Consider the following 22594-nt stretch of genomic DNA (forward strand, 5'->3'; position numbering starts at 1 on the left):
GGCCGACGCGCCCGGCGGGGTGGTGGCATCCGCTGAAGCGCGGGGCGGCCCGGCGGAGTCGGCTGGACCGGGGGTCGCCGGGCGGAATTGGCTGGCCCGGGGAGGGCGGCCGGCAACGGCTGACCGCGGGGCGGGCTGCGGGTCTTCGCTGAAGCAGCGGCCGGTTGGACGACGGTCTTCCGGCCTCCGTCGACGCACAGGAATTGTTCACTTAACTTTCATCAGTAAGGACCTTGAGTATGAGCCAGATCCACGCCAAGCCGGCCCCCGGCGTCCGGGCAGAACCGCACGGTGCCGCGGCCAGGCGCGGGCCCTTCAGAGCCGGTGAGCGGGTGCAGCTGACGGATGAGCGCGGCCGGATGAATACCATCACACTCACCGAGGGGTCGGCCTATCACACGCATAAGGGCTTCCTTAATCACGATGCGGTGATCGGCATGCCCGAGGGCTCAGTGGTGACGAACAACGTCGGCCAGCTCTACCAGACCTTGCGCCCACTGCTCTCGGATTTCGTGCTGTCGATGCCGCGCGGCGCAGCCGTTGTCTATCCAAAGGATGCCGGGCAGATCATTACGATGGCGGATATTTACCCTGGCGCTCGTGTGGTCGAAGCCGGTGTCGGTTCCGGCGCACTGTCCATCTCGCTGCTGCGCGCAGTCGGCGACGGCGGTTACCTGCACTCCTTCGAACGCCGGGAAGAATTTGCCGATATCGCCCGCGGGAACGTGGAGACCATATTCGGCGGTTCACACCCGGCCTGGAAGATCTCGCTGGGCGATTTCCAGGATGAGGTGGTCCGGCAGGAAGCAGCCGGCAGCGTCGACCGCGTGGTGCTGGACATGCTGGCGCCCTGGGAATGCGTCGACGCGGTGGCTACGGTGCTGGCTCCTGGCGGAGTCTGGATCAACTACGTGGCCACTGTGACACAGTTGTCCCGTACGGCGGAGGCCATCCGTGCCGATGGCCGCTTCACCGAGCCGGACGCATGGGAGTCCATGGTCCGCGGCTGGCATCTGGAGGGCCTGGCCGTCCGTCCCGACCATCGCATGGTCGCTCATACCGGATTCCTGCTGATTACCCGCAGGCTGGCCGATGGCGTTACGGGGCTGACGCCTAAGCGGCGGCCCTCCAAGACCGAGTTCAGTGCGGAAGACCTGAATGCCTGGACTCCGGCGAACGTTGGAGAGCGGGCCGTCTCGGACAAGAAACTACGCCGTGCCGCCCGCGAGGCGACCTCCACGGTTCCGGTGCCCGGGAGGCCGGGAAACACTTCCGTGCCGCCGGACGTTGAGAACGGGGAGGGCGCGGAATACCATCACGACGTCGAGCCCAGTGCCGTTGAAATCAGTAAAGAACGCTAGGGTCTTAGACAAGAACCGATGGCAAGCCAGGGAAGAGGCGTTGCCTCCTAACGGAAGGATTTGACCATCGTGGGCGAACCGATGAATGCAGATACTCCTCAGACTCCGGATCTGCAGGCACAGCCGGCGGCGGTGGAGCGTCAGCTTAACCTGCTCCGGGATAAGCTGCGCAATGTGGACCGGCAGTTGGCTGCGGCTACGGCGAACAACTCGCGTCTGGTCACGATGCTCGAAACCGCTAAGGCCGAGATCGTCAAGCTCAGGAGCGCGCTGGAAAAGGACGGCCAGGCCCCGTTCAGTTTCGGGACGCTGCTGCAGATCAACGCTCGCCGGCAGTCCGTCGCAGGTGCTACCGGCGTTGCCCAGACGGAGGAGAGCGTTGACGTGTTCAACTCCGGCCGGAAGATGCGCGTGAGCCTGAGCCCCCTGGTGAATGTCCGCTCACTCAGCGTCGGTCAGGAGGTGCTGCTCAATGAGTCGCTGACAGTGGTGGCGGCGCTGGGCTTTGACCGGGTCGGAGAGCTGGTGACGATCAAGGAACTTTTGGGTACAGACCGTGCGCTGGTGATCGGAAGGTCCGATGACGAGCGCGTGATCCGGCTTTCCGGCGCTTTACAGAGCATGAAGCTGCGTGTGGGGGACGCACTGTCAGTGGACACGCGGACAGGCTACGCGCTGGAGAAGGTTCCCCGTTCCGAGGTGGAGAATCTGATCCTCGAGGAGGTGCCGGACATTTCGTACCAGGACATCGGCGGGCTGGGGCCGCAGATCGAGCAGATCCGTGACGCGGTGGAACTTCCGTTCCTGCATCCGGGCCTGTACCGCGAACACGGTCTAAAGCCACCGAAGGGGATTCTGCTCTACGGCCCTCCAGGCTGCGGAAAGACGCTGATCGCTAAGGCCGTGGCCAACTCGTTGGCGGCCAGGGCGGCGGAGCGTTCCGGGTCGAAGGACCAAAAGAGCTATTTCCTCAATATCAAGGGACCCGAGCTGCTCGACAAGTATGTCGGGGAGACCGAGCGGCAGATCCGGATGATCTTCAGCCGGGCCCGCGAAAAGGCCTCCGACGGCAGTGCAGTCGTCGTCTTCTTTGACGAGATGGATTCTCTCTTCCGCACCCGGGGGACAGGCATCTCCTCGGATGTGGAGACCACTATCGTGCCGCAGCTGCTCAGTGAGATCGATGGAGTGGAACGGCTGGACAACGTCATCGTCATCGGTGCGTCCAACCGCGAGGACATGATCGATCCCGCGATCCTGCGGCCGGGACGGCTGGACGTCAAGGTCAAGATTCAGCGGCCGGATGTTGAAGCCGCGGCGGATATTTTTGCCAAATATGTCACGGTTGATTTGCCCTTCCACGCCAATGACGTGGCCGCCAATGGTGGGGACCGGCAGGCAACCGTGGAGGCCATGATTCAGCGCACGGTGGAGGCGATGTACTCCACCGAAAAGTCCAATGAGTATCTCGAAGTGACGTACGCCAATGGCGACACTGAGATGCTCTATTTCAAGGATTTCAACTCCGGAGCCGTAATTCAGAATGTGGTGGACCGGGCCAAAAAGTACGCCATCAAGGACCTGCTGACCACGGGGGAGCGGGGCATCCGGATCGACCATCTGCTCCGCGCGGTGGTCGATGAGTTCCGTGAGCACGAGGACATGCCGAACACCACCAACCCGGATGACTGGGCAAGAATTTCCGGCAAGAAGGGCGAGCGGATAACCTACATCCGCACCATTGTGCAGGGTAAGGCTGGCCAGGAGCCCGGCAAGACGCTCGAGACCATGTCCAACACCGGGCAGTATCTGTGACCGCTGTCCGGGTGATGGGCGCGGAGACCGAATATGGTATCCACGCGCCCGGAGCGCCCGGGAGCAACGCGACCTGGCTCTCCAGCCAGGTCGTGCATGCTTATGCCCTGCTGACCGGTGAGCGTGCGGCGGGCGGCAGCGAAGCGCGCTGGGATTATACGGATGAGGATCCGTTGGCGGATGCGCGCGGCTGGTCGGTACCGCGGCAGCAGGCACATCCGTCCCAGCTCACGGACCAGCCGGAGGAGTTGACGGCCGCCCAGATTGCTTTGGAAAATGGTGAGCCGGATCCGGATCAGGACGGTGCGGGCAACACCGGCCCGCTGATGATGAACATGGTCCTTGGCAACGGTGCCCGGCTCTACGTGGACCACGCGCATCCGGAGTATTCCAGTCCGGAAGTGACCAACCCGCGTGATGCCGTGGTATGGGACGCGGCAGGGGACCTGGTGGCTCTGGCTGCGGTGCGGCAGATCGCCGGAACCCCAGGGTTGCCCGCGGTGAACCTGTATAAAAACAATACGGACAATAAGTCCGTCTCCTATGGCAGCCACGAAAACTATCTGATGCCGCGGGCGGTGCCGTTCGGCCATATCGTTTCCGGGCTCACACCGTTCTTTGTCACCCGTGCGCTGATCTGCGGCGCCGGACGCGTCGGACTGGGGCAGGACGGAACCGGCAAGGGATTCCAGCTAAGCCAGCGAGCGGACTTTTTTGAGGCGGAGGTGGGCCTCGAAACCACGATCCGCCGGCCTATTATCAACACGCGCGACGAACCGCATGCGACGGCGGAGAAATACCGTCGACTGCATGTGATCATCGGAGACGCAAATCTCAGCCAAATCTCAAATTTCCTGAAATTTGGCACCACGGCGCTGGTGCTGGACATGATCGAGCACGGCACGGCACCCGATCTCAAGGTCCAGCGGCCGGTGGAGTCGCTGCGCCAGGTCAGCCATGACACCGGGATGAGCGCCTTGATCGGGCTGTCCGAGGGGCGCCGCGTCACGGCCCTGGACATCCAATGGATGTATCTTGAGGCGGCGCAGCGACATACGGCGCAGACCGGAGCCGCAGGGCCCTGCGGCGACGGCCATACGGACCAAGTGCTGCAGCGTTGGGAGAGCGTCCTCACCCAGCTCGGGGCAGGCCCGTCGGCGGCTTCGCGATCGGTGGAGTGGGCGGCCAAGCTGTCTTTGCTCCAGCAGTACCGCGACAGGGACTCGCTGGAGTGGGACGACCCGCGGCTGGGGCTGATTGACCTGCAGTGGTCTGATGTCCGCCCCGAAAAGGGACTCTATTATCGCCTGCTGTCCCGAGGTCGGCTGGACCGACTGGTGCCGGAGGCAGACATCACCCGCGCCGTCGCGCAGCCGCCCGAAGACACGAGAGCTTATTTCCGGGGCCAGTGCATCCAACGCTATGGCGCGAACATCATCGGTGCCAGCTGGGATTCGGTGATCTTCGAACTGCCCGGCCAGCGCCGTCTGCAGCGCGTGCCGACCCGGGAGCCTTTGCGCGGGACCCGCGCATTGACAAGCGGACTGTTCGATCGGCACCGGGACGCCGCGGACTTCCTGGCCGAGCTACTCGACCTGCCCCGGTAATGCGCTGCGGCGCAGGAATACGGCTAGGCAGGAAACGGCGCGGAATCCAGCCTCGGGAAACCCGGCACCCGGCACACACCCGTGGCGTGGACAGTTCGTGGCAGGATGAGAGAAGGACGAACAGTTGAAAGGGGATCACGATGGCCGGTCAGGAACAAAAGAACACAACGGGTCGCACTGAGGAGGACGAGGCTCCCGAGGCGCCGGCTCCGCCGGCGGGTGCGCAGACCTCTGCCGCCACCGAGGGCCTGGACGATCTGCTGGATGAAATCGATGGCGTGCTTGAATCCAATGCCGAAGAATTTGTCCGCGGCTTCGTCCAAAAGGGCGGGCAGTAGGACAACCGCATGGGCAATCTGGCACATGAGTCCACGGCCGGGCGCGTAGCCGCAGCGGCGACGTCGTCCTTCAGCGAACACTTGGCCCAATCGCGCCCCGATCTGCTCCCTTATGGCAGGACGCTCCCGACAGGTTCCCTGCCGCCCCTACCGCACGCGACCACCATCGTGGCGCTCTCGTTTGCCGGCGGCGTGTTGATGGCCGGGGACCGCAGGGCCACCATGGGCACCATGATCGCGAGCCGGCACATCGAGAAGGTCTTCCCGGCTGACCAGTATTCGGTGCTCGGAATAGCGGGCACCGCCGGCATAGCGATCGACATCACCCGGCTGTTTCAAGTGGAGCTTGAACACTACGAGAAGATCGAGGGAACGCTGCTGAGCCTCGATGGCAAGGCCAACCGGCTGGGAGCGATGATCCGGGCAAACCTGCCCATGGCGCTGCAGGGTTTGGCCGTCATTCCGCTCTTTGCCGGCTTTGATACCGGCCGCTCCATTGGACGGTTGTTTTCCTACGACGTGACCGGCGGCCGGTACGAGGAACTGGAGCATCACAGCGTCGGCTCCGGGTCTGTCTTTGCCCGCGGGGCGCTGAAGAAACTCTGGAAACCAAATCTGGGCGAATCTGATGCGGTGCGGGTCGCGGTGGAATCACTCTACGATGCCTCCGACGATGATTCCGCCACCGGTGGCCCCGACATCGTCCGGCGGTTGTGGCCGATCGTCTACACCGTCACGCGGGCCGGGGCCCGTAAGGTGAGCGAACGTGAACTCGGGGCGACGGTCGAGATCGTTGTCGCCACACGGACCGCACAGGCACGGGAGGCCTAAAATGACGCAACAGTTCTATGTGTCACCGGAACAAATGATGAAGGACCGGGCCGATTTTGCCCGCAAGGGGATTGCCCGCGGACGCTCGGTCGTGGTCATCAGCTGCGCCGACGGGATCGCACTGGTCGCCGAGAATCCCTCGCCGTCGCTGCATAAGATCGGCGAAATCTACGACAAGATAGCCTTCGCTGCCGTCGGCAAGTACAACGAATTTGAAAGCCTGCGGCAGGCTGGGGTGCGTTACGCGGACGTCCGGGGGTACTCCTACGACCGGGAGGATGTGACCGCCAGGGGACTGGCCAGCGTTTACGCCCAAAGCCTGGGGGCCGTTTTCACCGCCGAACAGAAACCTTTTGAGGTGGAGCTGGCGGTGGCCGAGGTGGGCCGCAGCCAGGAACTGGATCATCTGTATCGGCTGACTTTTGACGGTTCAATCGCCGACGCCTATGGGTTTGTGGCGATGGGTGGTCAGGCCGACGCCGTCCAGGATGCCGTGGCCACCGGATGGAACGCGGTCGCTGGCTTTGCCGATTCCATCCGGCTCGCTGTTGACGCGCTGGCCTCGGCCAGGACCCCGGACGCGGCTCAGGGACCGGGGGCCGGGAACCTGGAGGTTGCGGTACTGGATCGGGAGTCGGAAACCAACCTGGGCGTGCGGCGCGCCTTCCGCCGGCTCCGCCAACAGGACGTGGCGGACATTCTCGAGGGAAAGGCGGTGCGCTGAGCATGGATAAGCGGATCTTTGGGATTGAAACCGAGTTCGGCATTGCGTATTCAAGTCCGGATTCCCGCCCGCTGTCGCCGGAAGAGGTGGCGCGCTACCTGTTCCGCAAGGTCGTCAGCTGGGGCAGATCCTCCAATGTTTTCCTCACCAATGGCTCCCGGCTGTATCTGGATGTCGGTTCCCACCCGGAATACGCCACGGCCGAGTGCGATGACATTGCCGAGTTGATCGCCCAGGACCAGGCCGGCACGCTGATTCTCGACGACCTGGTGCAGGAAGCCCAGAACAGATTGCAGCAGGAAGGCTTTAACGGCAAGGTCTTCCTCTTCAAGAACAACACGGATTCTGCCGGGAATTCCTACGGCAGCCATGAAAATTATCTGATCCCGCGGCGCGGCGAATTCACGCGTTTGGCCGAGATTCTGATTCCGTTTCTGGTCACCCGGCAGTTGATCGCCGGGGCCGGCAAGGTGCTGCCCACCCAAAGCGGCGCCGCTTATGCCTTTTCCCAGCGGGCCGATCACATCTGGGAGGGCGTGTCGTCGGCCACAACACGTTCGCGCCCCATCATCAACACCAGGGATGAGCCGCATGCAGACGCGGAGTTTTACCGGCGGCTGCACGTGATCGTGGGGGACTCCAATATGTCCGAGACGACCGCCCTGCTGAAGGTGGGCACGGTGGATCTGATTCTGCGGATGGTGGAGAAGGGAGTCATCATGCGAGACATGCGGATGGAGAACCCCATCCGCAGCATCCGTGAGATCTCCCATGACCTCACCGGGCGTCAGCCGATAAAGATGGCCAGCGGACGCGAGATTTCGGCGCTGGCGGTCCAGCGGGAGTTTTTCGCTGCCGTCACCGCCTTTGTCGCCCGGGAGGGCGCACATAACGAGTATGTCCCCCGGATTATGGACCTGTGGGGACGGACGCTGGATGCCATCGAATCCGAGGATTACCGCAGCATCGACACCGAGATCGATTGGGCCATTAAGAAAAAGCTGCTGGACGGCTACCGGGCCCGCAACGGCCTGGAATTGAACTCGCCGCGGGTGGCACAGCTGGATCTGACATACCATGACATTTCGCCCACCCGGGGCCTGTTCAACATCCTCCGTGCCCGCGGATCGGCGGCCCGCGTGGTGACCGAGGCCGAGGTGAAGTCTGCGGTGGACACTCCGCCGCAGAGCACCCGTGCCAAGCTGCGCGGCGATTTTGTCCGCAAGGCGCAGGAAGCGGGGCGGGATTACACCGTCGATTGGGTGCACCTGAAGCTCAACGACCGCTCGCACCAAACGGTGCTGTGCAAGGACCCCTTCGCCAATTCCGACGAGCGGGTCGATGCCTTGGTCAGGTCCATTGACTAATCGGCCGGGTTCCAAAGGGCAATTCACAGGCACGGAGGCTAAGCTGGACGCGGTCCGGTGCGCTTAGCTGCGCCTCGGCCCCCCACTGACATCGACGAAAGTGTTTCTGTGCGCCGAATTCTTGCAATACTTCTCCCCGCGCTGCTGCTGCTGACGGGCTGCGGCGCCGCCAGCTCCACGGACACGGCGTCGTCGTCGTCCACGGTCAGCGTACCGCCCGCCCATGCCGAAGCTCTTGACTCGGTCAAGGTGACCAAGGGTGCCGATGGCAAGGCCCCCACCGTCGACTTCGCGAAACCGCTGAAAATCGCCAGCGAGTCAATTAAGGTGGTCTCCGAGGGCGACGGCGCCAAGGTGGCCGATGGTCAGGCCATGATCCTGCGGTTAGCGGCCTTCAACGCCGACGACGGCACGGCCTTGGGCGATACGTATGCCGAAGCCTCTGGCCAGTCGTACGTGGTCGACGCCAAGTTCCAACAGCAGTACCCGCTGATCTATGCAACCTTTGTCGGTGCCAAGGTTGGCTCGGACATCGCTTACGGGGTCCCTGGGACACCTGCCGTTGCGGGCAGCACCGCCGCACCGGCGCAACCTGCCGCCCCTGCGCAGCTGGTTGTCTACCACATTGAATCGGCCAAAGACGTTGCCAAGCCGCTCGCCAAACCCGAAGGGGACACGGTGACTCCTCCGGACGGACTGCCGACGGTCAAGGATGATGACAAGGGCGTTCCGCAGATCACCATTCCTGCCACGCCGGCGTCGACGACACTGGTCTCGCAGGATTTGATCAAGGGCAAGGGCCCGGCAGTCAAGGCTACCGACACCATCGTAGCCAACTATGTTGGCGTCACCTACAAGGATGGAAAGACCTTTGATTCAAGCTTCGACCGCGGCAAGACGGCCACTTTCTCGCTCAGCGGGGTCATCCAGGGCTGGACGCAGGGCCTGACCGGCAAGACCGTCGGATCACGCGTGCTGCTGGTCATCCCCAAGACCCTGGGCTACCCGACACCTACCGCCGGTCAGCCCGACGGCGATCTTGTGTTCGTCGTCGACATCCTCGGTATTCAGTAACCCGGTCCGCAGGACAAAAAGTTCAATTTACCATTCACCTTGAGGAGCACCATGTCGTTTGGACAGCGCGAGTACGACCGGCAGAAGCCGGAAATTGATTTTCCGGATCACGGGGTCCCCACGGATCTGCTGATCGTGGACCTGATTGACGGTTCCGGTCCGGAGGCGGAGGCTGGGAACACCGTTTCGGCACACTATGTCGGTGTTGCCTTTTCCACCGGTGAGGAGTTTGACTCGTCGTGGGGCCGCGGCGCCCCGCTCGATTTTAAGGTCGGCGTGGGCCAGGTCATCCAGGGCTGGGACCAGGGCCTGCTGGGCATGAAGGTTGGCGGCCGCCGTCGCCTGGAAATCCCCTCCGACCTTGCCTACGGCGAGCGCGGTGCGGGCGGGGCCATCGGACCGAACGAAGCGCTGATCTTTGTGGTTGACCTGGTCGGCCTGCGCGCCTGAGTAAAGGCACCAGAAGAACGGTGTCCGGGACATCCCGGACACCGTTCTTTCATGAACTGCCGGATCGTGTCCGTTCTCCCTGCCAGGCTTGGACGGGTCGGGACCCTCATCTCTAGTACTCTGGCGGTTGTGTCTGCTTCTTCCACTGAACGCCTCATGAACCTGGTCATAGCGCTGCTCGGCTCCCAATACGGGCGGAGCCGTGAGTTTCTCCGCACCCGGATCCAGGGCTATGACCCGAAGGTCTCCGACGAAGCCTTCGGCCGGATGTTTGAACGCGACAAGGTGCACCTCAAGCGCCTCGGCATTCCCATCAGTACCGTGCGGGATCCTTATGCCGAGGACGAGAATTCCTGGAAGTACCTGATCCGGCCCGAGGACTACCGGTTGCCGGAGATCCGGCTGGAACCCGAAGGCCTGGCGGTGCTCTCGTTGGCTGCGCGCGTCTGGGAGCAGGCTTCGCTGGGGTCGGCGGCGGCGCGCGCCCTGCGAAAGCTGGAGACGGTCGCCGGGACGGAAGCCGCCGGCGCCGGGCCGGCCATGGAGTCGCGTATCCGCACCAAGGAGCCCGCTTTTGATGCCTTGTGGGATGCCTTGCTACATCATCGGCGGGTCAGCTTCTCTTATCGTAAATCCCAGGATGTTGCTGCCGGGCCGCGGCACGTCGAACCATGGGGGCTGGGCAATAGGTACGGTCAGTGGTATCTGAGCGGTCGCGACGTCAGCAGGGGAGAGCCGCGCCTCTACCGGCTGTCCAGGATTGCCTCTGACGTCACCATCGACCCGGGCGCTGGGTTCGCCCCGCCGGTGGATTATGACATTGCGGAGGCCCTTGACTCCCTGGGCACCGGCCCGCAGAGCGAAGCGGTTCTTGAGGTTCCGGCCGGACGAGGCCAGCTGCTGCGGGAACTGGCCGGCGGAGCCGTTCCGGCGCCCCGCCCGGGCTGGGACACGCTCACCGTGCCCTACCGTGAACCGGAACTGCTGGCGGATGATCTGGCCTCAATGGGCCCTGCGGTGGTGGTGCTTGCTCCTGCCGCGTTGCGGGATGCGGTGGTACGCCGTCTTAGCGGTGCGGCAACCGCGGCCGGGGCGCCGCTGCCGACGGTGGACTTTTCCATACCTGCGGCCCCGGTCCGGCACAAGCCGACCGGCGAAGACCGGCTGCGGCGGCTACTGGATCTGGTGCCCTATTTGGTCCAGAATTCCGGAATTGAGGCCGCAACGGTGGCCGAGGAATTCGGCATCAGCCGTAAACAGCTGGACGAGGATCTGGCCTTGCTTTCCGTCTGCGGCCTCCCTGGCTACCAGCACGGGGAGCTCATCGACGTCCAGTGGGACGAGGGCGTCGTCTTCATTCGTGATGCGGATGAACTGGCCAAGCCCCTGCGCCTGACCCAGGAGGAGGCCTGTGCGCTGCTGGTCGGGCTCGAGTCCCTGCAGTCGCTCCCGGACGAGGCGGGCAAGGAGACGCTGCGGGAGGTGCTGGACAGCGTCCGCAGGGTAGCCGGTCCGGACGCATGGATGGCCGACGTCGTAGAGGCCAGGATAGCTCCGGAGACCTCACTGGAAACGCTCTCTATCCTGCAGCGGGCGGTCATGGGCAGGGGGCGGGTGCGGATCACCTATTTGGTCCGCGGCCGCGACGACGTCACGGAGCGCGTGATCGAGCCAATGCGGATCTACTCCCTCGACTCTCTCTGGTACGTCGAGGCGTGGTGCACGCTGTCCGAAGGCATGCGCAATTTCCGGATGGACGGTATCCGGACCGCGGTGGCTGCCCCCGGAACCGCCCCGGTCCGGGAACTGCAGCTGGAGTCGAAGGGCCCGGCACGGATGTCGTCGCCGGGAGTGTTTATGCCCGGGGCCGGCGATCTGAAGGTCGTGCTTGCCCTGGATCCGGATGCCCGCTGGGTGGCGGATGCGTACGGTGCCCGCGCTCGTGCGGCACTGCCGGACGGGCGTACCGCGGTGCGGATCACGGTGGGCCGGGCCCAAACAGTCCCCGCGCTGATGGCACGACTGGGCGGAGGCGGGCAGGTCCTCGAACCGGAGGAGCTGCGCAAAGCCTCCGGGGACTGGCTCGCCCGCGCCTTGGCGGGCTATCCGCTTCCGGGCGCCGTCCCCGGGGCGGCGGGGGAAACCGGATAGACTCTAAGCATGCCTTGGTGGTCATGGATTGTTATCTGGATTGCGCTCGGAGCGTTGTCTCTGGCGTATTTTCTGCTGCTCGGAATCAAGGTCTGGCGGGGCTTTTCCTCGACAGTCAGTGCTTTCCATGAGGCGGGCACGACGCTCTCGCAGCACCGCCGGACGGCGGAGGAGACGTCCGACGGCGGCCAGGTCCCGGCCGCGCGCCCGTCACCTGGCTGGGCGGTCTTTGCCTCGCCGGAGCAAATGAAGGATGATTACACCGCTGCCAAGGCCGCACGGCAGTGCGAGCGACGCCGCCGGCGCGTTGCCCGCAGGGCGGCGCGGGGGCAGCTCCAATCCTTGCGCGACATCGAATCAGCTTAAGACGTAGGATGTACCAAAAGGAAGGGACTTATCGTGGGCAAACTTTTTGAAAACCCTTGGGTTGTTCTCATTATCATTATCGTCATTGTGCTGCTTTTTGCCGCCCCCAAGCTCCCGGGCATGGCCCGCAGCCTGGGCCAGTCGATGCGGATCATCAAGTCCGAGGTCAAGGAAATGAAGAGTGACTCAAAGACCGAAGGCACGGGAGCCACGGCGGCTGCTCCGGCTGAGCAGCCCGTCGAAGGCAAGATCGTGAACAATCCGCCACATTCCGGTGGCCAGGTTAACGGTGACGGCCGCACGCCGGGCACCGGCAATCCGTCCTAGCTAGGACCAGTGAGCGGGAAGACGGGGCGCAAATCCAACCCTGAGGGTCGGATGGCCCTTAAAGACCACCTGATTGAGCTGCGCAATCGGCTCGTCAAGTGCGCCATCGCACTGCTTGTCGCCGCCGTCGTCGGCTGGATTCTGTATGACCGGCTTTTTACCGCCGTCGCCGAGCCACTGATGGAGATCAGCAAGCAGCGCGGCGTGGTTGCCTCGCTGAACTTTGACGGCGTTTCCACGTCGTTTGACCTGAAAATCCAGAGCTCGTTTTTTCTCGCCGCGATTTTCTCCTCACCTGTGTGGATCTATCAGCTGTGGGCGTTCATAACGCCCGGCCTGACGAGCAAGGAACGCCGTTACACGCTCGGTTATATGTTCGCAGCGATTCCGTTGTTCCTCGCCGGCATCTGGACCGGCTGGCTGGTCCTGCCCAACTTAGTCGTCGCGCTCACCTCGTTCACGCCTGTGGGCGGGTCCAACATCATCCACGCGACGGATTACCTGACCTTCGTCATGCAGCTGATGCTGTTCATGGGTATTTCGTTTCTGGTTCCGGTGGTGCTGGTGGCGGTGAACATGGCCGGGTTCATCCGCGGCAGGACGATGTTGAAGGCCTGGCGGATCACCATCCTGGCCGTGACCGTGGTCTCGGCGATGGCAGCTCCCGGGTCGGATGCCTTTTCGATGTTCTTCCTCGGGGCGCCGCTGCTGGTGCTCTATTTCAGCGCCATCGGCCTCTGTATTCTCAATGACAAGCGGCGGGACCGGAATACCGCCAAGCGCGTGGCGGAAACGGAAAGCACCGCTGACCGTGCGACACCGCTGACGGATCTGGATCAGCTCTAGCTACCGTAGGCTAGTAGCATGTCCTCGCCAGCGCAGAGATACCAGGCGGCCATGGCCCGTTCCGCACGGGCGCACACCAGGCTGGGTGACTTCCAGGAAACTTTCGCGTTCGAGCTTGATGAGTTCCAGCGGCAGGGTTGTGCCGCCCTCGAGGCCGGCCGCGGAGTGCTGGTGGCCTCACCGACCGGGTCAGGGAAGACCATCGTGGGCGAGTTCGCCATCTATCTTGCGCTGGCGCGTGGGCTCAAGGCGTTCTACACCACTCCGATTAAAGCGCTCAGCAATCAGAAGTACAGCGATCTGGCGGCAAAATACGGAGCGGAAAACGTCGGGCTGCTCACCGGTGACACCACTATCAACCCGGACGCCGCGGTGATAGTGATGACCACCGAGGTGCTGCGCAACATGCTTTATGCCGGTTCCGAGGCGCTCGATGACCTGGCCTACGTGGTGATGGACGAGGTGCACTATTTGGCCGACCGTTTCCGCGGGGCCGTCTGGGAGGAGGTCATCATTCACCTGCCCAGCGAGGTACAGCTGGCCTCGCTGAGTGCCACCGTTTCCAATGCCGAGGAATTCGGTGCGTGGCTGGATACCGTCCGCGGGGACACCGATGTGATTGTCACAGAGCACCGGCCCGTTCCGCTGTGGCAGCACGTCATGGTGGGCCGCGACATCGTCGACCTGTTCGCCTCCGACACCCCGTTCAGTGAGCTCCCCGACGGGCCCGTGCCCGATCCCGGTGCTGCGGATCCCTTCGAGGTCAATCCCGAACTGACCCGGCTGGCGCGTTCGGAAGCCGGCTCCCTGCGGGGGAGCTACGCCCACCGGGCCGGCCGGGGCAAGCAGCATCGCGGGAACCTGCGCGGCTCCGACCTCCGTGGCCAACAGCAGCCCGTGGTGCGTAAGGCCAGCCGCGCGCAGGTCATCACTGCGTTGGACCGGCAGGGTCTGCTTCCGGCCATTACGTTTATCTTCTCCCGGGCCGGCTGCGACGCTGCGGTGAGGCAGTGCGCGCAGGCCGGCCTGTGGTTGACCACCGAGGACGAACAACGTCAAATTGCCGGCCGCGTCGATGCGGCGTGCCAGGAGATCCCAGCGGACGATTTGGATGTGCTCGGTTACTGGAGCTGGCGCGACGGACTGATCCGGGGATTGGCAGCGCATCATGCCGGCATGCTGCCGACCTTCAAGGAAGTAGTGGAACAGCTTTTTGTGGACGGCTTGGTCCGTGCTGTCTTCGCCACCGAAACCCTGGCGCTGGGAGTGAACATGCCGGCGCGGTCGGTGGTGCTGGAGAAGCTCGATAAGTTTAATGGTGAAGCGCACGTGGCGATCACGGCGGGGGAGTACACGCAGCTGACCGGGCGAGCGGGACGGCGCGGCATCGACGTGGAGGGCCACGCCGTCGTGCTCTGGCAGCCTGGGACCGATCCAGCCGCCGTAGCGGGGCTGGCCTCGCGCCGGACGTACCCGCTGAATTCCAGCTTCCAGCCCACCTACAACATGAGTATGAATTTGCTGGCGCAGTTCGGCCGGTCCCGGGCGCGGGAGATCCTGGAATCCTCGTTTGCCCAGTTCCAGGCCGACCGTTCCGTCGTGGGCCTGGCGAGGCAGGTCCGCTCCCGGGAGGAATCACTCAAGGGATACGCCGAATCGATGCACTGCCACCTCGGGGATTTCGTGGAGTATGCCCGGATGCGCCGGGACCTGTCGGACCTGGAAAATGCCGCCGCCCGGCAGAAATCGCACCTGCGCAGATCCTCGGCCGAGGACTCCCTGGACCGGCTCCGGCCCGGCGACGTTGTTGAGGTGCCGGGCGGACGCACCCCCGGCGTCGCCGTCGTGGTCAGCGCCGATCCATCCTCCCATGAACCACGGCCGACGATTCTGACCCTGGAAAAGCAGATACGCCGGCTGAGCATCCACGACCTGACCGGTCCCATCACACCGGTCACCAGGATCCGGATTCCCAAGGCGTTTAACGTGAAGCTGGCCAAGGACCGCCGTGACTTGTGCGCCGCCGTGCGCCACGCCTTGGTGGAATCGTCCACACGGTCCCAGACACAGCCGCAGGAATTCCGTGGCGGGTCCGGCAGGGCCCCCGAGTTTGTCCTGTCTGATGCCGCCACCGGGCAGGAGCGCGCCATCAGCGAGGTGCGCCGCCGGCTGCGGACGCACCCCTGTCACGGCTGCAGCGACCGCGAGAGCCACGCCCGCTGGTCCGAGCGCTGGTGGACACTGCGCCGCGAGACGGACGGATTGCTCCGGCAGATCCAGGGACGCACCAACACCATCGCCAAGACCTTTGACCGGGTCTGCGAAGTGCTCTCCGGCTACGGGTATTTGGAGGCCATGCCCGACGGCGGACTGCGGGCCAGCGCCGACGGCCAGCGGCTGCGCCGGATTTACGGTGAAAAGGACCTGCTCGTCTCATTGTGCCTGCGTGACGGTGCATTCTACGATCTGGACGCGGCGGAGCTGGCAACGCTGGCGTCCACGCTGGTCTTCCAGGCCAAGCGTGAAGACCGGGGCCTGCGGCCGCGGATGCCCAGTGTCGGCCTGGAATCCGCCGTCGACGCCGTGGTCCGGCAGTGGTCTGTACTGGAGGACGTTGAGGAGGCGCACAAACTGCCGCTGACCGGCGAACCCGAGCTCGGGCTGGTCTGGCCGATGTACAAATGGGCCCGGGGGCGCCCGCTGCAGGACGTGCTGGACGGGACCGAACTGGCGGCAGGGGACTTTGTCCGCTGGGCCAAACAGGTCATTGACCTGCTCGATCAGGTGGCCAAGGTGCCGGGGCTGGAGCCGTCCTTCGCCCGACTGTGCATAGCCGCGATCGGCGCTGTTCGCCGCGGCGTCGTAGCCTACTCGGCCGTCGTCGAATAGCCTGCGTTGAATCGACCTTTCTCATGGACCGGTCGGCCGAAGAGAACTGTCATTCCTCCACCGACCGGCACGCGTTGTCCGGGCTCTTCTTTGAAAGGATTAACACCTCATGCCGCTGACTCTTTACCGGAATGGTTCCGTCTACAGCGCCGCTGATCCACTGGCCACGGCCATGCTGATCGACGGGGACACGGTGGCCTGGATCGGCACCGAGCACGCCGCGGAATCACTGGCAGACGCCCGGATGAAGCAGGTGGACCTGCAGGGTGCGCTGGTCACTCCCGGGTTCGTGGACTCGCACGTTCATGTCACTGAAACCGGGATGGCACTGGCTTCGGTTGATCTGACCCATGCCCGGTCGCTGCGGGAGGTGCTGGTGCTCGTGGCCGCAGCCCGATCGGCCACAGCTGGTACGTTGCTTGGCCACGGCTGGGATGAAACGGGATGGCCGGAACGCCGGACGCCGACGGCCGCCGACTTGGACCGCGCCGCAGGCGGGCAGGACGTGTACCTGTCCCGCATCGATGTGCACTCCGCAGTGGTGTCATCGTCCCTGGCCGCCCGGTGCGCCCTGCATGGCCTCGACGGTTGGCTGGGGGACGGCCTGGTGGTTCGGGCGGCGCACGCCGTCGCCCGTGACGCCACCCGCACCTTCACGGACGCCCAGCGCAGCGCCCACCAGCTGCGGGCGCTGCGCGCGGCCGCAGCGGCCGGCTACGTGGCCGTGGCGGAGATGAGCGCCCCGCATGTGGGGTCCGCGGAGGACCTTCGTCTGCTGGCCGACCTGACGGATGGCACATCGGCGGCCCCGGCTGACGGTATGGCGCACACCCTACCGCAGGTACTGCCGTACTGGGGGCAGGCCGTCAGCTCGACCGAGGAAGCGCGGGCCGTACTGGCCGGCCTCGGAACCCCTGTACTTGGTCTGGCCGGGGATCTGAACATCGATGGCTCGCTGGGATCCCATTCGGCCCTGCTCCGCACACCGTATTCCGATACCCCGGACACTCGGGGGATGCAATACCTTACCGTGCAGCAGGTCGCCGAACACCTCGCCGCCACATCGGAGCTGGGAATCCAGGCCGGCTTCCATGTGATCGGCGACGGCGCCATGGACATTGCCGTGGAGGGGCTGCGGCAGGCCGCGCAACGGGTCGGCATCGAGGCGGTCCGGTCGGCCGGACATCGATTCGAGCATGTCGAAATGGCCGACGCCGCAGCAATAGCGGCGCTTTCGGAGCACTCCGTGACGGTCTCGGTCCAGCCGTCCTTCGATGCCCTCTGGGGCGGTCCCGGCGGGATGTATGAAACACGGCTCGGTTCGGACCGCTTCGCGGAACTCAACCCGATCGCGGCGTTCTTCGCGGCAGGCGTGCCGGTCTGCTGCGGCTCGGATTCCCCCGTCACCGGGCTCAATCCGTGGGCCAGCGTGCGTGCGGCCCTGCAGCACCACCGCAGCGACGCCAGGATCTCGGCTCGCGCAGCCTTCATCGGACACAGCCGCGCGGGATGGCGTGCGGCACGGGAGCGTGAGCCGTTGCTGGGACAGCTGGTTCCGGGCGCGCCGGCCAGCTTTGCCGTCTGGGACGTAGAGGAACTGATGGTGCAGGTGGCCGATGAGCGGGTCCAGTCCTGGAGCACTGATCCGCGCGCCCGGACACCGCTGTTGCCGGCCTTGGATACGGAGAGCGACCCGAGGTGCCTGCAGACCGTGCACCGAGGGACCGAGCTGTACAGCGGTCCGGGATTCAGTGATGAGGCCGCCGGTTTCCATCAATAGCGGCCCGGTTTTTACGACAGTAATCGCCGGTGGTATATCCCTGCTTTATATAACTTTCTGTTACCAATGACCCGCTCCTGACCTGCGGAAACATCAGAAACCGCAGGTCAGAGGCGTGTTGACACCTCCACCACAGCCCGTAGGATTTTAGCTCAACGGGTTCTTCCGGAGAATACGAAAAAGACCTGGTCTGGCAAGACCACACACCACTTAATGGTCCGTCCGTTAAGCAGCCGTGTGCCGCGAGGGAAAAGAGCCCGCAGTGGCTCCAGAAGCGGGTAGGTTCACGCGTCAGTAGAAAACAGCTTTGCTGCCACCGCGACGGCGGCAGCGACACTGGCCCGAAGGCGCGTGAGCCTACCCATTTTCTGCGCCGTATAATGGACATTTGTTGTCTGCGCGCGGGCGCTCCGGCTACAGCCCCTGTCCCGAAGTCCGGTCTACCGGCCTTCTCCTGCAAGGAAAGGCACCCACCAGTGCGCGTCCTCACCATCATTCCCACCTACAACGAGCTCGAATCACTGCCGAAGACGCTCGGCCGGCTGCGCGCTGCGGTGCCCGAGTCGGACGTTTTGATCGCAGATGACAACAGCCCCGATGGGACCGGGGAGCTGGCGGACCGGTTCGCGGCGGAAGATCCCGCCGTCCACGTCCTGCACCGCGCCGGCAAACAAGGCCTGGGCGCGGCATACATCGCCGGATTCACCTGGGGTCTGGAGGCAGGCTACGACGTCCTGGTGGAGATGGACGCCGACGGCTCGCACAAGCCCGAGCAGCTTCCCCGTTTGCTGGCAGCGCTCGAGGAGGGCGCAGATCTCGTGCTCGGCTCACGCTGGGTCGCCGGTGGCGAGGTGGTCAACTGGCCGCTGAGGCGCAAATTGATCTCCCTCGGCGGCAGCTTTTACTCTCGGGTCCTGCTCGGCGTCCGGGTCAAGGATGTCACCGGTGGTTACCGTGCCTTCCGGCGCTCCACCCTCGAAGCCCTCGATCTGAAAAAGGTGGATTCGGTCGGCTATGGGTTCCAGGTGGACATGCTCTGGCGGGTCGCCCAGCTCGGGCTGAAGATTGTTGAAGTTCCGATCACCTTCGTGGAGCGTGAATTTGGCGCCTCTAAGATGAGCGGCAACATCGTCCAGGAGGCCATGATCAACGTGACCAAATGGGGACTTACAGCCCGCTGGAGGAAACTTACGGGCAGGACAAGCCGCAGTTAAAAACCAACGGGCACGAAGTCCGAGTCTACTTAAACGATACGAAGTCCGAGTCTGCTTAAACGACAGGGCCGGGCAACCTTGCTGGTTGCCCGGCCCTGTCATTTTACTCGCCTGCCACCTATCCGCTAGGCGCTGCGGCGCTCTCCGCGGCGCTCCCGGAGAATGGTCAACCGGTCGGCCAAAATCGTTTCCAGCTCCGGCAGGGAACGACGTTCAAGCAGCATGTCCCAATGCGTGCGGACCGGCTTTTCATTGGAATCTACGGGCTTTTCTCCGTCCACCAGCAGTGCCTCTTTGCCGGTCTTGGACACCCAGATGGCCGGAATCTCCGCCTCCGCGGAGAACGTCACGAACACCTGCTCGCCGTCGGCGCAGCGGTATTCAATCCGCTGGCGCGGTGCCGGCTCGACGCCGGACTCAGTTTCCATGCTCTGGGCTCCCAGACGCATGCCCCGAAGGCTGCGATCGCTCATGACTTCTCCTTAAAATGTACGCGGGCCCGACTACGCCGGAACCGCTGTTGTTTGCAAGCCGCGCTGAGGATGGAACCACGCGTCTTCGGCTGCCGCCGGGATAGTCCCCTGGCGGCAGCCGGATAAGTTCAGTTGATTCAAGTGTATTAGGTCCAACGCGCTACCGCGTCTTATTGTTCCCAGTTACACCGTCCCGGTTGTAGTGTTCCCGGTTGTAGTGTTCCCGGTTGCAGTGTTCCCGGTTGTAGTGTTCCCGGTTGCAGTGTTCCCGGTTGCAGTGTTCCCGGTTGCAGTGTTCCCGGTTGCAGTGTTCCCGGTTGCAGTGTTCCCGGTTGCAGTGTTCCCGGTTGCAGTGTTCCCGGTTGCAGTGTTCCCGGTTGCAGTGTTCCGCGCGCCGTTATCCCAGCGGCCCCGGCGGAGTCGGCCCGTAGATCCATTGTACCCGGATCCGCGCTCCCATTCCCCTTATCCACAGCCACCAGCCGCTGCCCCGGATTACGCCGGTGCGATCGTGGTCGTCGGGGATACGTCAACACTCCCGATGCGGGACCTTAACAGGCGCACCGAGGACCAACGAAGCGGGCTGCATGTGCGTTGCCATCGAGGGTCGGACAGGCGCTGGCTACGGCGGGTTCACCCGTCCTCCGAAGAAGACTTGCGTCTGGACGAGCCGGCCGCCGCGGACCGTGATGAACTCCGCATTACGGTACCGTTCGCCGTTTTGCAGTACATACTCATAGAGCAGGAAGACGCCGTCCTCTCGCACGGTGACAAGTTCGAGAATCTCGTGGAAGGTGAAGCGGTCCGCGGTGGGAAAGCAGTGCTCGAGATAGGCCGACTTGCCGATGTGATCGTCCTGTGGGCTCGTGAACTCGAAATCCTCTGCGATGAGAGCCTCCGCTACGTCCAGATCCTGCGCCAGATAGGCCTCAATGGAAGCACGCACGACATCGGTGTCAGACATGTCCTCATTCTACGGCCGATTTAGACGGCTCCAGTTGGCCGTCATGAGGCCCATCGGGTTTCGGCGGCAGCCGGCGACGGGGTTCAATCCGTCACGGATTCCGTCGTCGGTCCCGTCCCCGGGTGTCGCCCACGCAGGGACCGGGTGCGCACACGGTCATCCGGCAAGGTCCTCGGCCGAACGCAGCTGTGCCAGATTCAGCCGGGCATATATACCGCCGTCCGCCAGCAGCTGCTCATGGGTGCCCTGCTCGGCCAGCTGCCCCCTGTCCAAAACGAAAATACGGTCTGCTGATATCACCGTTGAGAGCCGGTGGGCAATGGCGATGGTGGTGCGGTCCGCCATGACTGCTTCCAGGGCGCCCTGGACCAGCCGTTCACCGGTGGTATCCAGCGCGCTCGTCGCTTCATCCAGAATCAGCAGCGGAGGATTCTTCAGCACCACGCGCGCAATCGCCAGGCGCTGCTTTTCCCCGCCGGAGAGGCGGTACCCCCGTTCTCCCACCACCGTTTGGTAACCGGCCTCGAAGCTCATGATCCGGTCATGGATGTTGGCCACCTTTGCGGCGCGGACCAGCTCGGCGTCGGTGGCGGACGGTCTGGCATAGCGAAGGTTCTCCGCGATGGTGCTGTGAAAGAGGTAGGTTTCCTGGGTGACCATCCCGATGTTCTGCCGCAGCGATTCCATGGTCAGGTTCTGAATATCGGTACCGTCCAACAGGATTCTGCCCCGCGTGGCCTCATAAAGCCGGGGGATCAGGTAGGACAGTGTGGTTTTGCCGGCGCCGGATGCGCCGACGAACGCGGCAAACTCGCCGGCCCCGATGGTAAGGCTGACGTTTTCAAGGGCCCACGTTACCTCGCCGGTCACCGGCGAAGGGGAGTAGGAGAATGATACGCCATCCAAGGCCAACCCGCCTCGGATGGTGCCGGCTGGAAGAGTCACGGCACCCCGGCGGTCTGTGATTCCCGGCCGGAGATCCAGATATTCGAAAATCCGTGCGAAGAGAGCCTGCGACGTCTGCACATCCAGGGAAACACGCATCAGGGACAGAATTGGCATGCTGATGCGTGCCTGCAGGGTCGTGAAAGCCACCAGCGTTCCGGCGGTGATAGGCCAGCTCTGGGTCAGCAGCCAACCTGCGCTCAGATAGACAATGGCAGGGGTGATGCTCATCACGATCTGGACGGAACCAAAGAACCACTGGCCCGTCATCTGCTGTTTGATCTGCAGCTTCAGCTGCTTGTCGTTCTCGGCGCGGTAACGTGCGGTTTCCGCGGCCTCCTGGTTGAAGACTTTGCTGAGCACGATCCCGGAAACCGACAGCGCTTCCTGCGTGATCGAGGTCATATCGGAGAGCGATTCCTGCGTTCTGCGGGCGATCACCTGGCGGACCCGTCCGATCCGGATCTGCAGAAGTACCAGGAAAGGCAGCAGGATCAGTGCCACTACGGTCAGCTGCCAGGACAGCAGCAGCATGGCGGCCAGCGAGGAGATGACCGTGACCGTGTTGGCCAGAATCGAGGGGACCGTATTAGTCAGTACGCTCGCGACGCCGCCGACGTCGTTAGCCAGCCGGGACTGGATTACTCCCGTTTTGGTCCGCGTAAAGAAGGCCAGTTCCATCTTCTGCAGGTGCGAAAACAGCTGGCTGCGCAGATCTGCCATGACCTTGTTTCCGACGCTGGTGGTCAGATAGGTCCGCAACACGTTCAGCACGGAAGCCGCGATGCTCAGCGCTATCATGAGCCCCACCAGCTGAGCGAGCAGCGCAAGCCGCACGCCGCCGTCGTGCGGGAAAAGCGCATCGTCGAAGGCCCGCTGCGTCAGCAGCGGCACCGCAACCCCCAGCGAGGATCCGACCAAAACCAACACGGCGGTGCCGGCAAGTTTCCCACGGTAGTTGCGCAGCAGCGCCCAGATCCGCCGGCCCAGATGACGGATGGTGGGCGCATTCAGGTCCCCGGGACCACTCAGGAGGCGGCCACCGCGGCCGCCTCCTGTCATTCCTGCGGTA

General features: G+C 64.0%; 19 protein-coding genes. 16 read left to right on the top strand and 3 right to left on the bottom strand.

The window, feature by feature from the left end; translation table 11 throughout:
* Positions 1 to 239 precede the first annotated feature (239 nt).
* The 16 genes from QMG52_RS11885 to QMG52_RS11960 all read left to right on the top strand — a co-directional run bounded on the left by QMG52_RS11885 (position 240) and on the right by QMG52_RS11960 (position 19140).
* A complete protein-coding gene (locus QMG52_RS11885; RefSeq protein ID WP_283560612.1) occupies positions 240 to 1361 on the top strand; it encodes a tRNA (adenine-N1)-methyltransferase in 1122 nt (373 codons plus the stop codon).
* 81 nt (positions 1362 to 1442) lie between these two features.
* Positions 1443 to 3176 carry a proteasome ATPase gene (arc, locus tag QMG52_RS11890; protein WP_283560651.1) on the top strand — a complete coding sequence of 578 codons (1734 nt, stop codon included), beginning with the start codon at positions 1443 to 1445 and terminating at the stop codon, positions 3174 to 3176.
* A gap of 14 nt (positions 3177 to 3190) precedes the next feature.
* Complete coding sequence (dop, locus tag QMG52_RS11895; RefSeq protein WP_283560652.1) at positions 3191 to 4783, top strand: depupylase/deamidase Dop; 1593 nt, start codon at positions 3191 to 3193, stop codon at positions 4781 to 4783.
* Between the two features lie 140 nt (positions 4784 to 4923).
* Positions 4924 to 5121: a ubiquitin-like protein Pup gene (locus QMG52_RS11900; RefSeq protein WP_283560613.1), complete on the top strand. Its 198-nt coding sequence runs from the start codon at positions 4924 to 4926 to the stop codon at positions 5119 to 5121.
* Positions 5122 to 5130: 9 nt separating this feature from the next.
* The gene (prcB, locus tag QMG52_RS11905; protein WP_283560614.1) at positions 5131 to 5952 is read left to right on the top strand and encodes a proteasome subunit beta; all 822 of its coding nucleotides are present in this window, start codon (positions 5131 to 5133) and stop codon (positions 5950 to 5952) included.
* 1 nt (position 5953) lies between these two features.
* A complete protein-coding gene (prcA, locus tag QMG52_RS11910) occupies positions 5954 to 6676 on the top strand; it encodes a proteasome subunit alpha (protein ID WP_283560615.1) in 723 nt (240 codons plus the stop codon).
* Positions 6677 to 6678: 2 nt separating this feature from the next.
* Complete coding sequence (pafA, locus tag QMG52_RS11915) at positions 6679 to 8043, top strand: Pup--protein ligase (protein ID WP_283560616.1); 1365 nt, start codon at positions 6679 to 6681, stop codon at positions 8041 to 8043.
* A 108-nt stretch (positions 8044 to 8151) separates the two neighbouring features.
* The gene (locus tag QMG52_RS11920; RefSeq protein WP_283560617.1) at positions 8152 to 9117 is read left to right on the top strand and encodes an FKBP-type peptidyl-prolyl cis-trans isomerase; all 966 of its coding nucleotides are present in this window, start codon (positions 8152 to 8154) and stop codon (positions 9115 to 9117) included.
* 51 nt (positions 9118 to 9168) lie between these two features.
* Positions 9169 to 9567 carry an FKBP-type peptidyl-prolyl cis-trans isomerase gene (locus tag QMG52_RS11925; RefSeq protein ID WP_283560618.1) on the top strand — a complete coding sequence of 133 codons (399 nt, stop codon included), beginning with the start codon at positions 9169 to 9171 and terminating at the stop codon, positions 9565 to 9567.
* A 156-nt stretch (positions 9568 to 9723) separates the two neighbouring features.
* On the top strand, positions 9724 to 11718 hold the full coding sequence (locus QMG52_RS11930; protein ID WP_283560619.1) for a helix-turn-helix transcriptional regulator: 1995 nt from the start codon (positions 9724 to 9726) through the stop codon (positions 11716 to 11718).
* 9 nt (positions 11719 to 11727) lie between these two features.
* Positions 11728 to 12084, top strand: coding sequence for a hypothetical protein (locus tag QMG52_RS11935; protein WP_283560620.1), 357 nt, complete (start codon positions 11728 to 11730; stop codon positions 12082 to 12084).
* Positions 12085 to 12117: 33 nt separating this feature from the next.
* Positions 12118 to 12411, top strand: a complete 294-nt coding sequence (gene tatA, locus QMG52_RS11940; protein ID WP_283560621.1) for a Sec-independent protein translocase subunit TatA — start codon at positions 12118 to 12120, stop codon at positions 12409 to 12411.
* 51 nt (positions 12412 to 12462) lie between these two features.
* Positions 12463 to 13257, top strand: a complete 795-nt coding sequence (gene tatC / locus QMG52_RS11945) for a twin-arginine translocase subunit TatC (protein ID WP_283560653.1) — start codon at positions 12463 to 12465, stop codon at positions 13255 to 13257.
* A gap of 18 nt (positions 13258 to 13275) precedes the next feature.
* Entirely contained in the window at positions 13276 to 16146 is a 2871-nt protein-coding gene (locus QMG52_RS11950; RefSeq protein WP_283560622.1) for a DEAD/DEAH box helicase, read from the top strand.
* Positions 16147 to 16255: 109 nt separating this feature from the next.
* Complete coding sequence (locus QMG52_RS11955) at positions 16256 to 17926, top strand: amidohydrolase (RefSeq protein ID WP_283560623.1); 1671 nt, start codon at positions 16256 to 16258, stop codon at positions 17924 to 17926.
* 476 nt (positions 17927 to 18402) lie between these two features.
* Complete coding sequence (locus QMG52_RS11960) at positions 18403 to 19140, top strand: polyprenol monophosphomannose synthase (protein ID WP_283560624.1); 738 nt, start codon at positions 18403 to 18405, stop codon at positions 19138 to 19140.
* 125 nt (positions 19141 to 19265) lie between these two features.
* On the opposite strand, the gene QMG52_RS11965 is transcribed toward QMG52_RS11960, so the two are convergent.
* The 3 genes from QMG52_RS11965 to QMG52_RS11975 all read right to left on the bottom strand — a co-directional run bounded on the left by QMG52_RS11965 (position 19266) and on the right by QMG52_RS11975 (position 22584).
* Complete coding sequence (locus QMG52_RS11965; protein ID WP_283560625.1) at positions 19266 to 19613, bottom strand: RNA polymerase-binding protein RbpA; 348 nt, start codon at positions 19611 to 19613, stop codon at positions 19266 to 19268.
* A 622-nt stretch (positions 19614 to 20235) separates the two neighbouring features.
* The gene (locus QMG52_RS11970; protein WP_283560626.1) at positions 20236 to 20577 is read right to left on the bottom strand and encodes a nuclear transport factor 2 family protein; all 342 of its coding nucleotides are present in this window, start codon (positions 20575 to 20577) and stop codon (positions 20236 to 20238) included.
* A gap of 156 nt (positions 20578 to 20733) precedes the next feature.
* Positions 20734 to 22584 (bottom strand): ABC transporter ATP-binding protein, encoded by a 1851-nt coding sequence (locus tag QMG52_RS11975; RefSeq protein WP_283560627.1) that lies wholly within the window; start codon positions 22582 to 22584, stop codon positions 20734 to 20736.
* Positions 22585 to 22594: the final 10 nt, after the last annotated feature.

It is taken from the genome of Paenarthrobacter sp. PH39-S1 (genome assembly GCF_030063245.1).
In the GTDB taxonomy this organism is placed as follows: domain Bacteria; phylum Actinomycetota; class Actinomycetes; order Actinomycetales; family Micrococcaceae; genus Arthrobacter_M.